The 12,577-nt window shown below is 68.5% G+C and carries 15 protein-coding genes; 5 read left to right on the top strand and 10 right to left on the bottom strand.

Annotation, left to right across the window (positions count from 1 at the left end):
* Window positions 1-16 precede the first annotated feature (16 nt).
* Window positions 17-205, bottom strand: coding sequence for a CPXCG motif-containing cysteine-rich protein (locus JN531_RS06410; protein ID WP_228348030.1), 189 nt, complete (start codon window positions 203-205; stop codon window positions 17-19).
* A 103-nt stretch (window positions 206-308) separates the two neighbouring features.
* On the opposite strand from JN531_RS06410, the gene JN531_RS06415 reads away from it, so the two are divergent.
* Window positions 309-866 (top strand): DUF3228 family protein, encoded by a 558-nt coding sequence (locus tag JN531_RS06415; protein ID WP_228348031.1) that lies wholly within the window; start codon window positions 309-311, stop codon window positions 864-866.
* Window positions 867-881: 15 nt separating this feature from the next.
* On the opposite strand, the gene hemW is transcribed toward JN531_RS06415, so the two are convergent.
* From hemW to rph, 4 genes are read right to left on the bottom strand one after another with little or no spacing between them, the layout of a single operon-like run.
* Window positions 882-2,018, bottom strand: a complete 1,137-nt coding sequence (gene hemW / locus JN531_RS06420; RefSeq protein WP_228348032.1) for a radical SAM family heme chaperone HemW — start codon at window positions 2,016-2,018, stop codon at window positions 882-884.
* Window positions 2,011-2,622 carry an RdgB/HAM1 family non-canonical purine NTP pyrophosphatase gene (gene rdgB, locus JN531_RS06425; protein ID WP_228348033.1) on the bottom strand — a complete coding sequence of 204 codons (612 nt, stop codon included), beginning with the start codon at window positions 2,620-2,622 and terminating at the stop codon, window positions 2,011-2,013. The genes hemW and rdgB overlap by 8 nt, the downstream gene beginning before the upstream one ends.
* The gene (locus JN531_RS06430; RefSeq protein WP_228348034.1) at window positions 2,619-3,638 is read right to left on the bottom strand and encodes a CobW family GTP-binding protein; all 1,020 of its coding nucleotides are present in this window, start codon (window positions 3,636-3,638) and stop codon (window positions 2,619-2,621) included. Before JN531_RS06430 ends, rdgB begins: the two co-directional genes overlap by 4 nt.
* Window positions 3,635-4,354, bottom strand: coding sequence for a ribonuclease PH (gene rph, locus JN531_RS06435; protein WP_228348035.1), 720 nt, complete (start codon window positions 4,352-4,354; stop codon window positions 3,635-3,637). Before rph ends, JN531_RS06430 begins: the two co-directional genes overlap by 4 nt.
* A gap of 108 nt (window positions 4,355-4,462) precedes the next feature.
* On the opposite strand from rph, the gene JN531_RS06440 reads away from it, so the two are divergent.
* Window positions 4,463-4,870, top strand: coding sequence for a SufE family protein (locus JN531_RS06440; RefSeq protein WP_228348036.1), 408 nt, complete (start codon window positions 4,463-4,465; stop codon window positions 4,868-4,870).
* Here JN531_RS06440 and JN531_RS06445 read toward each other — a convergent pair.
* From JN531_RS06445 to lpxL, 4 genes are all read right to left on the bottom strand, one after another.
* Window positions 4,849-5,517, bottom strand: coding sequence for a heme NO-binding domain-containing protein (locus JN531_RS06445; RefSeq protein ID WP_228348037.1), 669 nt, complete (start codon window positions 5,515-5,517; stop codon window positions 4,849-4,851). The two genes, JN531_RS06440 and JN531_RS06445, sit on opposite strands and share 22 nt — an antisense overlap.
* Entirely contained in the window at window positions 5,481-6,749 is a 1,269-nt protein-coding gene (locus JN531_RS06450; protein ID WP_228348038.1) for a L,D-transpeptidase family protein, read from the bottom strand. Before JN531_RS06450 ends, JN531_RS06445 begins: the two co-directional genes overlap by 37 nt.
* Window positions 6,750-6,754: 5 nt before the next feature.
* Window positions 6,755-7,729: a tetratricopeptide repeat protein gene (locus JN531_RS06455; RefSeq protein WP_228348039.1), complete on the bottom strand. Its 975-nt coding sequence runs from the start codon at window positions 7,727-7,729 to the stop codon at window positions 6,755-6,757.
* A gap of 64 nt (window positions 7,730-7,793) precedes the next feature.
* A complete protein-coding gene (lpxL, locus tag JN531_RS06460) occupies window positions 7,794-8,708 on the bottom strand; it encodes an LpxL/LpxP family Kdo(2)-lipid IV(A) lauroyl/palmitoleoyl acyltransferase (RefSeq protein ID WP_228348040.1) in 915 nt (304 codons plus the stop codon).
* A gap of 99 nt (window positions 8,709-8,807) precedes the next feature.
* Here lpxL and waaA point away from each other — a divergent pair, with 99 nt between their 5' ends.
* Genes waaA through JN531_RS06475 form a run of 3 tightly spaced genes read left to right on the top strand, consistent with a single transcriptional unit; the run spans window position 8,808 to window position 11,830 of the window.
* The gene (gene waaA, locus JN531_RS06465) at window positions 8,808-10,076 is read left to right on the top strand and encodes a lipid IV(A) 3-deoxy-D-manno-octulosonic acid transferase (protein ID WP_228348041.1); all 1,269 of its coding nucleotides are present in this window, start codon (window positions 8,808-8,810) and stop codon (window positions 10,074-10,076) included.
* Window positions 10,069-10,866 carry a hypothetical protein gene (locus tag JN531_RS06470; RefSeq protein ID WP_228348042.1) on the top strand — a complete coding sequence of 266 codons (798 nt, stop codon included), beginning with the start codon at window positions 10,069-10,071 and terminating at the stop codon, window positions 10,864-10,866. The genes waaA and JN531_RS06470 overlap by 8 nt, the downstream gene beginning before the upstream one ends.
* Entirely contained in the window at window positions 10,859-11,830 is a 972-nt protein-coding gene (locus tag JN531_RS06475) for a DUF6492 family protein (RefSeq protein WP_228348043.1), read from the top strand. Before JN531_RS06470 ends, JN531_RS06475 begins: the two co-directional genes overlap by 8 nt.
* Here the strand turns inward: JN531_RS06475 and JN531_RS06480 are convergent.
* Window positions 11,782-12,570 carry a glycosyltransferase family 2 protein gene (locus tag JN531_RS06480; RefSeq protein WP_228348044.1) on the bottom strand — a complete coding sequence of 263 codons (789 nt, stop codon included), beginning with the start codon at window positions 12,568-12,570 and terminating at the stop codon, window positions 11,782-11,784. The genes JN531_RS06475 and JN531_RS06480 overlap by 49 nt on opposite strands.
* Window positions 12,571-12,577: the final 7 nt, after the last annotated feature.

Below are 12,577 nucleotides of genomic sequence, written 5' to 3' on the forward strand. Positions count from 1 at the left end.
CAGGACCGGCCTGGCGTCACTCGTTCTCGGCGCGGACGTCGACCGTGAACTGTTCGCCGTCGTCGGCCACCCGCAGCATCACCAGGATCGGTCGGCAACAGACCTGGCAGTCCTCGGTGTAGGTGGCCGTGCCGCCCGAGAGGTCGAGGTCGATCTCGATCGATTCCCAGCAGCACGGGCAGGTGATCAGTGCGGTTTCGAGCATGGGCGAAGGATGCGCGGCGGCGCTGGGAACGGCAAGTTGCCGCGACTGCAGCGCGACACCCGGCTGCCGTAAGGTAGGGCTCCCCTGCTGCCGGACCCCGCCCGTGTCGATTCTGCTCACCCCGTTTGCCCGTCGCCGCCTGTTTCCCACCGTCAGTCGCCGCAACACCGTCCAGGGCTGCACCCCGGAGGCGTTCGAGCGACACCTGAACACCCAGCCCCCGGACCGCGTGCTCGACGGCTATGCGCCGTTCTGCAAGCTTCACGTCCACGCCAATTGGACCCAGACCCGCTGCCTCACCATTCCGGTGACCGACGACAATCGACACCTGCTGCGAAGCGGTTATGAGGCGCGCAGCGACGATGAGCTGCCGGTTCTGGTGCGCTGGTTCGAAGGGTTGCAGGCACCCGTGGCGGACTGGCTGGTGGTGATCCTCTACAGCCGTGAACAGATGGCCCGCGAAGGGAGCCCGGTGGACGCCGACTGGGGGGTCGTGGGCTGTCTGGCCACCGCCACGCCGGAGGAGATCCCGATGGCGCCGATCACCATGATGCGCAACGCGCTGGGGGTGGACGAAGGCGGTTCCGGGGTGCCGCTTGACCGTGACGCCTATCGTCGGAGTGTGGCGTTCTGGTCGCGGAACGCCAACTGGCGGGGGTAGCCGCGGCGTTGCCCCTCAGGTGAGAAACAAACCCACCAGCCGATTGAGATAGCGATAGCCGCGTTTGCTGGCCCGGACCCGTTCGGGGTCGTCGGCGAGCAGGCCTTGCGCGCGCGCGCGCTCCAGCCCCGACATCAGCACCGTAAACGACAGACCGGTGGCGCGCTCGAAATCTTCTGGCGCAAAGCCGTCGACCCGGCGCAGGGCATTGAGCATGAACTCGAACGGAAGGTCGGCGGTCGGCACCCGTCGATCTTCCTGCAGGGCCTCGGCCGATCCGGCATGCCGGAGGTAGGTTTTCGGCAGCTTGTGGCGGGCGCGCCGGATCACCCCGTCCGCCGTTGTCAGCTTGCCGTGCGCGCCGGCACCGATGCCGAGATAGTCGCCAAAGGTCCAGTAGGTCTCGTTGTGGCGGCTGCGGCGGCCGTCCCGGGCATAGGCGGACACCTCATATTGCTGGAAGCCGGCAGCCGCCAGTGTCGCCTGGCCCTGCAGCTGCATGTCCGCCACCGTGTCGTCATCCGGCAGCGTCGGCGGCGCCGCCGCGAAGGCGGTGTTGGGCTCCAGCGTCAGCTGGTAGTAGCTGAGGTGCTGCGGTGCCAGTGCCAGGGCGCGCGCCAGGTCGGCCTCGGCCTCGGCGGGGGTCTGCGCCGGCAGGCCGAACATCAGGTCGAGGTTGAAGTTGTCGAAGCCGGCGTTGCCGGCAGTCTCCACCGCGCGCTCGGCATCGGCGCCGCTGTGGATGCGGCCGAGCCGGGTCAGGTGAGCCGGGTTGAAGCTCTGCACGCCGATCGACAGCCGGTTGATGCCGGCGCGGCGGTAGTCGCGGAAATGCGCCTCATCGATGGTGCCGGGGTTGGCCTCCAGGGTGATCTCAGCGTCGGCGACCCAGGGGCGTAGCTGATGAATCCCGGCCAGCAGCCGCTGCATGGCGGTACCCGAAAACAGACTGGGGGTGCCGCCGCCGAGAAACAGGCTGGTGAAGGCGCGGGCCGGGGCATCGCGAAGTTCCAACGCGAGGTCACGCAGCAGGGCGTCGACATAGGCCTGTTCGGGGATGGCATCGGTCCGCGCGTGCGAGTTGAAGTCGCAGTAGGGACATTTGCGCACACACCAGGGGAAGTGAACGTAGAGGGCCAGCGCCTCAGGCATGGTCCGCGGTCCACTGCGCCAACAACTGGCGGAGCGCCCGGCCGCGGTGGCTGACGCGACCTTTCTCGTCCGCGGTCAGTTCGGCGGCACACCGGCCCAGCTGCGGGTCGAAGAACAGCGGGTCGTAGCCGAAGCCGGCCGTCCCGCGGGGTGCCGTCAGAATTTCGCCGGGCCAGGCGCCCAGCGCCAGCCAGGGCACCGGATCATCGGCATGCCGAAGGCACACCAGGGCGCAGACGAAGCGGGCCTGCCGCTGGCCGAGCGGGATGTCGGCGAGCGCCTCAAGCAGCTTGCGGTTGTTGGCGTCATCGTCGGCAGCCTCGCCGGCGTAGCGTGCCGACCGCACGCCCGGGGCGCCACCCAGTGCCGCCACCTCCAGCCCGGAGTCATCGGCCAGCGCCGGCAGCCCACTGACCCGCGCGGCATGACGGGCCTTGATCAGGGCATTCTCGATGAACGTCGGGGCATTCTCTTCAGGGGCCACATCGGTGAACGCCGACAGCGGTACCACCTGGCTCCCCAGGGGCGCCAACAGCGCACTCAGCTCCGCGGCCTTTTTCGGATTCTGCGAGGCCAGCACCAGTCGCGGCGGGATGCTGTTCATGGGGGCGCCTCCGCCAGCAGGTAGTTGAGGGTGCTGCGGACGGTTTCCCGGCCCCAGCCCTGGGTGATGAAGACGAGGCGGGTCCGCTGGTCGGCACCGGGCCAGCGATCATGTTGCACGGGCGGGTGGAACGCGCTCTGCACGCCGTGCAGCTCCAGCGGCCCGGATTGGCCTTCGACGTTCACCAGACCCTTGACGCGCAGCAGGTCGGGACCGGACAGGCTGCGCAGGAACGACAGCCAGCCGAACAGGCGCCATTCCGGCAGCGGGGTCTCGACCACCACGCTGAAGCTGTCGATGGCATCCGCCGCGGGCGCACGGACATCGTCGGACACCGGCGCAAAGGTCACCGGCGCGGCCGCCTCGAACCAGCGCTGCAGGCTCGGAGCTGGCGCAGTCGGGCGGGTTTCGAACAGATGTTCGGGTCGGGCGCTGCCGCGGCGCAGCGTGGTGATCGGGGCGTCGGGATTGAGCCTGCGCAGGTGGGTTTCCAGGGTCGGCAGGTCGGCGGCCTCGAGCAGATCGGCCTTGCTGATCAGCAGCTGGTCGGCGCCGGCAACCTGAGCGCGGGCGATCGCCTGGCGATCGAGAGTCGCTGCCAGTTCGGCGGCGGCGACCACGGTGGTCACGCCCGACAGCCGGAACGCGGTCGTCAATTCCGGCGCGCCGGTCAGTTCGCGGACGATGGGCCCCGGTTCGGCCAGCCCGGTAGTTTCGATGATGACCCGCCGAATGGCGGGCAGCTCGCCGTTGCGGCTGCGGACCTGCAGTTGATCCAGCGCGCCGGCGAGGCGGCCGCGGACGGTGCAGCACAGGCAGCCGCCCTCGATCAGCTCGACATGTTCGGGCGCGGTCTGCACCAGATGATGATCGAGACCGACATCGCCGTATTCGTTGATGACCACCGCGGTGCCGGTCATCTGCGGATGCCGCAGCAGAAAATTGAGCAGGGTGGTCTTGCCGGCACCGAGAAAGCCGGTGAGCACGGCGACCGGCAGCGGCCCGGCAGCGGTCATGTGCCCGCCAGAGCCTCGCGCTGAAGCGCCACCAGGCGACCGATGCCGGCGCCGGCCAAGTCCAGCAGGCGGTCAAGCTCCTCACGCCGGAAGGCATGGCCTTCGGCGGTGCCCTGCACTTCGATGAAATGCCCGGCGTCGTTCATCACCACATTCATGTCGCACTCGCAGTCCGAGTCTTCAAGATAGTCGAGATCGAGCACCGGCTCGCCGCGGTAGACGCCGACGCTGACCGCCGCCACCTGACCGAGAATGGGGTCGCGCTTGAGCTTGCCCTTCTTGCGGGCTGCGGCCACGGCATCCACCAGGGCGACATAGGCGCCGGTGATGCTGGCACAGCGGGTGCCGCCATCGGCCTGCAGCACGTCGCAGTCGAGGGTGATGGTCTGGCTGCCGAGTGCTTCGAGATCGACACAGGCCCGCAGCGATCGGCCGATCAGCCGCTGAATCTCCTGGGTGCGTCCGCTTTGCTTGCCCTGGGCGGCCTCCCGGCGCCCACGGGTATGGGTGGCGCGCGGCAGCATGCCGTACTCGGCAGTGACCCAGCCGCCATCCTTTTTCCAGGCCGGACCCCGCTCTTCGACGCTGGCCGTACACAGCACGCGGGTCTCGCCGAAGGTCACCAGCACCGAGCCTTCGGCATGGCGGGTGAAGCCCCGTTCGATTGAAACCTGGCGAAGCTGGTCGGCGCTGCGGCCGCTGGGGCGGTGGGTCATGCTGGACCTCCATCGTTGAGGGCCGCGGAGTATACGGAAAGCCCCCGGCGCGACACAGGATATCCGTGCATGACGGGCGGTTGCCGGCGCACGCCGTAAAATGGCGGCATGAGCCTACAAGACATCGCTGACACCTTCGACATGCTCGGGGACTGGGAGGAGCGGTATCGCTACCTGCTCGATCTCGGCAAGCAGCTGGAACCGTTCCCCGAGCCCGAAAAGACCGACGACAGCATCGTGCGCGGGTGCATGAGCCAGGTGTGGATGGATCATCGGGTCGAGAATGGCCGGCTGCACTTTCGCGGCGATTCCGATGCGCACATCGTCCGTGGGCTGATCGCGTTGTTGTTCGCGCTGGTGCAGGACCGTCGCCCGCAAGAGATTCTCGACACCGACATCCGCAAGGCATTTGCCGATCTCGGCCTGGAAAACCACATCTCGATGAACCGACGCAATGGCTTCTACGCCATGAGCGAGCGCATCCGGGCGGCGGCTCAGGCGGCTGCGGCAGGCTGAATGTCGATGATCATCTGATGGTGTTGATCGGCGTCGAGCCGCTCGGTGATCTGCACGCCGTCGCCGTAGTGGGCGGCCAGACCGTGAATGATGCCGCGGGCAGTGGCCGACAAGTTCCGCGGTGACCGATAGTTGAGCTGCAGGCGCTGTGGGCCGGTCTGCAGGATCTCCAGCCGCGGCGGTTCGGCGCGTGGATCGCGTTGCCGGACAGCGCCATGGATCAGCGTTTCGGTATGCAGCAACAGATCCAGGGTGCGCCACTGCGGCTGGATCAGATCGGTGTGCAGCTGCAGCAGCTGAGGCGCGAGGAAGACCCCGAAGGCCTCCTGGATGTCCTCGGCCGGTTGGTCCAGCAGTGCTGCCGCCGCATTCACCAGCTGATGCATCTCGGCATCCTCGTAGACCGCGTCCGGACGATAGTGCTGGCCGGGCAGCCCGGCCCGGCCCAGCAGCACGGTCCATGTCGGGCGGCCATGGCGAGCGACAACAAAGCGTTCAAGCTGGCAGAACAGGAGGCCGTGCATGGAGATGCGGAGCTGTGAGCATCCGCTACGGTGCCGGTCTGCCCGGCCGGGTGCAACCGTCTCCGTCGGCTGGATGCCGACGCCCGTCAGCTGCTGGGGGTTTCCTCGCGGAAGATCTTCCATTCGCCCGCGGCATCCTGGCGCCAGAACTGCTGCTTGATGCTTTCCGACTGGAAGTTGTTGGAGCGGTAGCGCATGCGGAATCGCGCCATCACGGTCGGCGTGTCGGTGCCGGGGTAGTGGAAGATGTCCGGCGCTTCCATTTCGATGTCGATGAAGGTCTTGCTGGCATTGACCCGACGCTTGTGGTCGGCAAATGCATCCCGGTCCAGGCCAGGGGCGGTGAAGTCCGGGTGATAGAAGGCGAGGTAGCCTTCGGTGTCGACGGCCGACCAGCGCTCGCGCCAGCGTCCCAGGCGCGCCAGCCAGGCGTCGCGCTCCGCTGCCTGCTCGCTGACAGAGCGCCACGACAGCTCGTCGCTGAACACCACCGGGGTTTCCCCCAGCTGGACGCGCGGTCGCAGCGCCCGCAGGTCGTCGTTGGCCATGGTCACGCAGCCCTCCGATGACCGTGGGGCGCGGGTGTAGGTGTCACGCGGCACACCGTGCAGCCAGATGCCGTGGCCGGTGCGTCCATGAAAGCGGTCCCAGGGGTTGGGATAACTCACCGGCAGTGCGCCGGCGCCGTAGAGCTCGGGCAGCACGCGGTCATCGATCCAGTCAGTGATGCGATAGATCCCCACCGGCGTCCGCAGGTCGCCCTCGGATTCCTTGCGGGTGCCGTTGCGGCCGATGGCGGCGTAGTGGTGGTACCGCAGCTCGAGGCTGTCCCCGGACTGTTCCAGCAGGTAGAGCCGGGCGCGCGTGAGGTCGACCGTGACCAGGTGACGATGTGCGGGGTTGAGCGCGATCACAGCGTTGGGCACGGTATCCGCGCCGGGCGCGTTGGCCTCCGCCGACAGCCGCAACTGGACCTCTTCCGCCAGCGCCTGCAGCGTGCTGTCGTCGCCGTCACGCAGGGGCACCGTGATGTCGCGCCCGGCGCGTGCCGCCAACAGGTCGCCGTACAGCAGCTGGGCAATGCGGAACGTGGGTTCACGCACGGTCAAGGCCTGCAGCTGTGCCAACGCATCCTGCTGCTGGCCGGCCCGTAAGGCCTGCACCACGCCGGTCAGTGCCTGCTCGGGCGTCGGGGTGACCGCCGGCACCTCGGCGCCGGCCGTGCCGATACCGAGGATCATCGTCAGCGCGAAGCGGGCCCGACGGGCCAGTCGACCCCGGGTTTCAGCGCGGCAGCGGTGGCGGGCAGCGCCCTGTTGCCGGATGTGGGCAACCGGGCCGAAAGGCCAGCGCATTCGGATCAGCGACTGAACTCGCGCACGATCTTCCAGCCATCGCCTTCACGGATCAGGTCCAGCACCTTGGTGACCGTGTCGGAGAAGTTGTCGGAACGGTAGCCCTGGGTGAAGGTGGCACGGGCGCCACTGTCGGTCGCCTCAACGCGCAGGTTGTCGATCTCGACGCCGATGTCCTCCGGCCGCGAGATCCGATCCCGGCGCTGGTCTTCCCAGGCTGCGCGGGTGAGACCGCCTTCGGGGGTGAAGCGGTTGCGGGAGTAGGCGGCGAAATAGGCATCGAGGTCCTGTCCGGCCCAGGCCGTGGCCCAGGCCGAGACGGCGGCTTCGACCGCACCGGCATCGATCTCGGCCGGTGCCGGTGTCGCCGTTGTGGCGGGGGCCGTCGTCGCGGCGACCGGCGCTGTCGCGGCCGCTGCCGACGTCGCTGCCGGGCCGGGGCGGCTCGGGGTGGGGGCCGGGCGCGCACTGGCGATGGCGCCACCGTCGAGCTGGCCGATCAGCGACAGCTTGTTGCGGATGGTCTGGTTGTTCTGGTCCAGCTGCAGCGCCCGGTTGTAGGCAGCCCCGGCAAGCGCGGCGTAGATGTCGCCGAGGTTCTCATGGGCCGTGGCATAGCTGGGATGGGTGGCCAGTGCCGCCTCCAGCGCATCGCGGGCCTGTTCGTAGTCGCCCTGCTGGGCATAGAGCACGGCCAGGTTGTTGTAGGGCTCCGGCAGTTGCGGGTAGTCGCGGGTGAGGTCGGCGAAGGCGCTGATGGCGTCGTCGACGCGGCCAAGGCGCACCAGCACCAGGCCGCGGCTGAACCGCGCTTCGGCATCCTGCGGATTGGCGTCCAGCTGGTCCTCAAGAACCGCCAGGGCGCCAGCGAAGTCACCGCGGTCCATCAGGGCCTGGGGCGTTTCGGCGGCAAAACTCGTCAGCGGCAACAGGGCCAGGCAGGCGATGCCGGCAATGCGGCGAATGGGATGGGTAGGCACGCGCGAACCTCGGTCAGGCAGGCTGAATGAATTTGAACTATATCAACAACCCCCGCCGGGGCGGTCAGCGGTAGGGGTCCGGCATGCCCGGCGGGCGCGCCTTGAACCGCTTGTGGACCCAGAAGTACTCCGGCACCGAGCGTCGCGCTGCCGCTTCGATCACGGCGTTGATGCGGCCAGCGTCGGTGGCGTCGTCGCCGCTGGGGAAGTCCGCCAGCGCCGGCAGGATCTCGACCACATAGCGGCCCCGTTCAAGGCGGGTAAAGAAGGGCACCACCCGGGCCCGCCCCATCTGCGCCAGACGCGCAGTGGCGGTGATGGTGTGGACCGGTTGGCCGAACATCGGCAGGAACAGGCCGGTCTGGCTGCCCAGGGTCTGGTCAGGCGCGTACCACACGCGGCGGCCTTGCCGCAGGGCACGGACCAGCGCCTTCAGATCCTGTTTCGGCAGCGGCGGCAGGCCGGCGCGCTGTTCCCGCCAGCGATACATGTAGTGGTCGATCAGCGGGTTGTTGACCCGCCGATACATGGCATGAAACCGCCGTTGCGTGGCGAGCACGCGGGCGCCCAGTTCGAGCGTGGTGAAGTGCCCCGTCAGCATCAGCGCCCCGTGACCGTCCGCCTGCGCCGCATCAAGGTGCTCGACACCTTCCAGCCGGGCCAGGCGGAGAATCCGTTGATCACTGGCAAACCAGGCGAACGCGGTCTCGAAGATGCCGGCACCGACCGCGGCGAAATGGCGGTTGACCAGCCGGGCGCGGGCGTGGGCATCGAGTTCGGGGAGGCACTTCTCGAGGTTGACCCGCACCACCGTGCGGCGCTCCCGCATGACATGTCCCAGGGTCCAGCCCAAGCCACGGCCGAAGGTCCGCAACCACGGAAGTGGCAACAGCACCACCAGTTGCAGCAGGCCGAGGCCGATCCAGGTCGGCCAGAAGCGGGGCGCGAAATAGGCACGACGGAAGGGCGACGTTGTCATGATCCGAAAATCGTAGCACCCCCGGCCGCCCGCCGGCACAGCGAGTCGACCGATCGGTATCACTGACGGGATGTCGCACAAGGGCAGTATCCTTGCGTCATGCGTGTGATCTATATCTGTCTGCTCTACGCGATCGGGCCCTTCCTGTGGCTGTCGCTGTGGTGGCGCGGCCAACGGCTACCCGCCTATCGCCACCGTCGGTTCGAGCGTTTTGGTCATGTCCGGGTGGCGCCGGTCGGTGTGGCGGTCTGGGTGCACGCCGTCAGCGTCGGCGAAACCATGGCGGCACTGCCGCTGATCCGGGCGTTGGTGGCGCGGCACGGCCACGGCCGGGTCTTCGTCACCAGTGGCACACCCACCGGCAGCGAACGGGTGCAGGTGGCGCTGGGCGACCAGGTGCAGCACAGCTACGCGCCCTACGACCTGCCGCATGTCGTGCAGCGGTTTCTCGACCGACTGCAGCCACAGCAGGTGGTGGTGATGGAAACCGAGCTGTGGCCGTGCCTGTTTCGGCAGCTGCGGCGGCGCGGTATTCCGCTGGTGATCGCCAATGCCCGGCTGTCGCCCCGGTCGGTCCGGGGGTACGGCCGGGTCCGCGGCTTTGCCGCCTCGGTGCTCGGCGACATCACCCTGGTGGCCGCCCAGAGCGATGCCGATGCCGATCGCTTCCGTCAGTTGGGCGCCTCGCGGGTAGCGACCCTGGGCAACCTCAAATTTGACGTCGAGCCGGATGCCACGCAGGTCGCCGCCGGCCGTGCCGACCGTGCCCGCTGGGGTGACGTGCCGGTATGGGTGGCGGCCAGTACCCACGAGGGGGAAGACGCGAAAGTGCTCGCCGCCCATCGCCACCTTCGTGCGCAGCTGCCGGGCGCGGTGCTGATCCTGGTGCCCCGCCACCCGCAGCGGTTCCAGCGGGTGGCCGAACGGATCGCCGCGCAGGGTTGGCAGCTGCAGACCCGCAGCGCCGGGGGGCCGACCGCGCAAGTGCCGGAGGTGCTGCTCGGCGACAGCATGGGGGAGATGTGGCATTACCTGGCGATGGCGGACGTGGCCTTCGTCGCCGGCTCATTTGCGCCCATCGGTGGCCACAATGTGCTGGAACCGGCGGTGCTCGGCCTGCCGGTGCTGTTTGGGCCGCACATGCACAATTTTCGCCCCGCAGCTGACCTGCTGACGGCAGCCGGCGGTGGCATCGAGGTGGCCGACGAAACGGCACTTGCGGCACGTCTGGTCGAGCTGTTGCCGGATGCGGGGCGCCGCCAGCAGGCCGGCGCAGCGGCGCTGGCCGCGCTCCAGCCCAGTCGCGGTGCGCTTGCCGCCCATCTCAGGGCGCTCTGCCCGCCTGCCCCGGAGCCCGCCCATGGTTGACCACCCAGCGCTCACCGTCGTCTGCATGAAATGGGGAACGCTGTATGGCCCCGAGTATGTCAACCGCCTCTATCACGGCGTGCGCCGGCACCTGCCGCGGCCCTTCCGCTTCGTCTGCTTTACCGACGTTGCCACCGGGCTGGAGGCTGCCGTCGACATCCAGCCGCTGCCGGAGACCGGCAGCCCGGTGACCGCCGATACGCGCTGGCGCAAGCTGGCGCTGTTCCGGTCCGGCCTGGCCGGGATCGAAGGCGAGGTGCTGTTTCTCGATCTCGACGTGGTGATCGTTGATGATCTCAGCCGCTTCCTCGAGCATCCCGGGCGGTTCTGCGTCATCCGCGATGCCGAGCTGTTCCGGCCGCGCTGGACCCGCCGGTGGTTCCGCCCGGGGCGCGAAGCGTTCTACCAGCGCGTCGGCAACACCTCGGTGTTCCGGTTTACCGCTGGCGCCCACGACGACCTGCTGCAACGGTTCAACCGCGAACATGACGCAGTCGTCGCCGGTTATCGCAATGAGCAGGAGTACCTGTCGGATCACCTGTATCAGCAAGGGCATCTGTGCTTCTGGCCGGCCGGCTGGTGCGCCAGCTTCAAGCACGATGCGGTGCCGCGGGGGCCGGCCAGCTTCTGGCGCGATCCGCAGCCGCCCGAGGGCGCGGCGATCGTGGTCTTCGCCGGTCGCCCCAAGATGAGCGACGTGCTGGCCGGGCGTGGCGGGCGCTGGTATCGCCGGATCGGGCCAGCGCCATGGCTGGTGGCCGCCTGGACCGGGGAGGCTGGGGATGACTGATGCCTTGACGGCGGGCTACGCCGCCGAGGACATCGTCTTCGTCACGCCGACCTGGCGCGGGGATTACGCACGCTTTCAGCTGTTGCGGGCGTCGATGGAGGCCGTTGGCCTGGGGGCCGTGCCCCATCTGGCGGTCGTGCAGACAGAGGATCTTGATCGGTTCCGCGGCGGGGCGGCAGGCGTCACCTACCGGTCGACGGCGGAGGTGCTGCCGACGGAAGTGGAGCAGCGCCGGGTCCGGTTTCTGCAGCGGGCCCCCGGGCGGCGCAGCCAGACCGTGCTGCGCAGTCTCTACAAGCGCTTCGGGTGGTTTTCCGATGCCAACTACTATGGCTGGCACACCCAGCAGCTGGTCAAGCTGGGCTTGGCGCGGCAGCTCCCCAACCGGGTGCTGATCACCCTGGATTCGGATGTCATTTTCACCCGCCCGGTGCCCGCCAGCGTCTATGCCCGCGATGGCAAGGTGGTGCTCTACGAACGCACCCAGGTGCTGCAACGAAAGCTGCGCCGCCCCGGCTGGTACGAGACGGCCTGCCAGCTGCTCGACCGGCCCTGGTCGGCGGCCGCGGGGACATCGTTCCAGAACTATGTCACCCATCCGTTCGTGTTTGATGCCGGCATGCTGCGCCGGCTGCTCGATCACCTGGAGCGGCGCTATGCCACCGACTGGTGGCGGGCCCTGCTGGCCCAGCCGCTGGGCAGCTGGTCGGAGTTCATGACCTATGGGGTGTTCGTCCAGCAGCTTCAGGGTGGCGACGGGGTGTTTGTCGAGCCGGGCGACCAGGCCTGCCGATGGCTGGAGACAGCGGCGGATCGCGCCCGCGCCCGCGACTTCATTCGCGAAGCCTTCGACGACCCGGCGATCCGCTATCTGACGATCCAGGCGGATCATCATCAGCGGTTCACGGTTGAGGATTACGCCCCCTTGATACGGTCAGAACTATCGCGTCGGGCGGCGTCGTAGGCCCACAGATATTTCAGGAAGACGCCGTAGGCATCCGCGGCGGCCAGCGCGAAGCCGCGCCAGCCATCGATCACCCCGCCCTTGAACAGCCAGCCGCGCAGGAACCGCCAGCCACCCCGCAGCATGGCCTTGAGTGGGCCGCCGGGCTTGAGCCCGGCACGCAGGTCGGGGCGTGCATAGAACCACCGCTTCTGGAACAGATGACCAACATCGGCATAGGGATCGTGTTCCACCGCCCCGGGCAGGGCCGCGACCGGCGGCCACTGGTCGTCCATCAACAGCAGTCGCTCGTGCACCGCGCCGACGAAGTGGATGTGATCGCGGTGGTAGACCCGCCGTATCCACTCCCGCCCCAGCGCACTGCGCAGGCGCCGGCCGGCAAACCAGTTGATCCGCCAGAAGGCGTGGACATGGCGGGCGGACGCCGGCCGGAAGGACTGCAGTGCAGCGACGAGCGGTGGCGACAGCCACTCGTCGGTATCCAGGGGGCAGATCCAGGGATGTCGCGCCATGGCTGCCGCGCGATTGCGGGCGTCCGAGAAGTTGACGAACGGACCCTCGACAACCCGCAGGTGCGAGTACCGGCGCGCTATCGTCAGGGTGTCATCGGCAGAGCCCGTATCCATCAGCAGCACGTCATCGAAGCCCTGCGTGCTGTCGAGGCAGCGCGCCAGCGTGCGTGAGGCATCGCGTGCAATCAGCACGATGCTCACCGGGGTGCTGTCGGAGGGGGTGGTCATGGCGCCG

It is taken from the genome of Flagellatimonas centrodinii (genome assembly GCF_016918765.2).
GTDB lineage: Bacteria > Pseudomonadota > Gammaproteobacteria > Nevskiales > Nevskiaceae > Polycyclovorans > Polycyclovorans centrodinii.

Bases quoted from the DNA above. Each gene is read 5' to 3' on its own strand.
- hemW (WP_228348032.1), bottom strand. From the start codon at position 2,018: ATGCCTGAGGCGCTGGCCCTCTACGTTCACTTCCCCTGGTGTGTGCGC.
- rdgB (WP_228348033.1), bottom strand. From the start codon at position 2,622: ATGAACAGCATCCCGCCGCGACTGGTGCTGGCCTCGCAGAATCCGAAA.
- JN531_RS06470 (WP_228348042.1), top strand. From the start codon at position 10,069: ATGGTTGACCACCCAGCGCTCACCGTCGTCTGCATGAAATGGGGAACG.
- lpxL (WP_228348040.1), bottom strand. From the start codon at position 8,708: ATGACAACGTCGCCCTTCCGTCGTGCCTATTTCGCGCCCCGCTTCTGG.
- JN531_RS06445 (WP_228348037.1), bottom strand. From the start codon at position 5,517: ATGGAAGATCTTCCGCGAGGAAACCCCCAGCAGCTGACGGGCGTCGGC.
- JN531_RS06430 (WP_228348034.1), bottom strand. From the start codon at position 3,638: ATGACCGCTGCCGGGCCGCTGCCGGTCGCCGTGCTCACCGGCTTTCTC.
- waaA (WP_228348041.1), top strand. From the start codon at position 8,808: ATGCGTGTGATCTATATCTGTCTGCTCTACGCGATCGGGCCCTTCCTG.
- JN531_RS06480 (WP_228348044.1), bottom strand. From the start codon at position 12,570: ATGACCACCCCCTCCGACAGCACCCCGGTGAGCATCGTGCTGATTGCA.
- JN531_RS06475 (WP_228348043.1), top strand. From the start codon at position 10,859: ATGACTGATGCCTTGACGGCGGGCTACGCCGCCGAGGACATCGTCTTC.
- JN531_RS06410 (WP_228348030.1), bottom strand. From the start codon at position 205: ATGCTCGAAACCGCACTGATCACCTGCCCGTGCTGCTGGGAATCGATC.
- rph (WP_228348035.1), bottom strand. From the start codon at position 4,354: ATGACCCACCGCCCCAGCGGCCGCAGCGCCGACCAGCTTCGCCAGGTT.
- JN531_RS06450 (WP_228348038.1), bottom strand. From the start codon at position 6,749: ATGCGCTGGCCTTTCGGCCCGGTTGCCCACATCCGGCAACAGGGCGCT.
- JN531_RS06440 (WP_228348036.1), top strand. From the start codon at position 4,463: ATGAGCCTACAAGACATCGCTGACACCTTCGACATGCTCGGGGACTGG.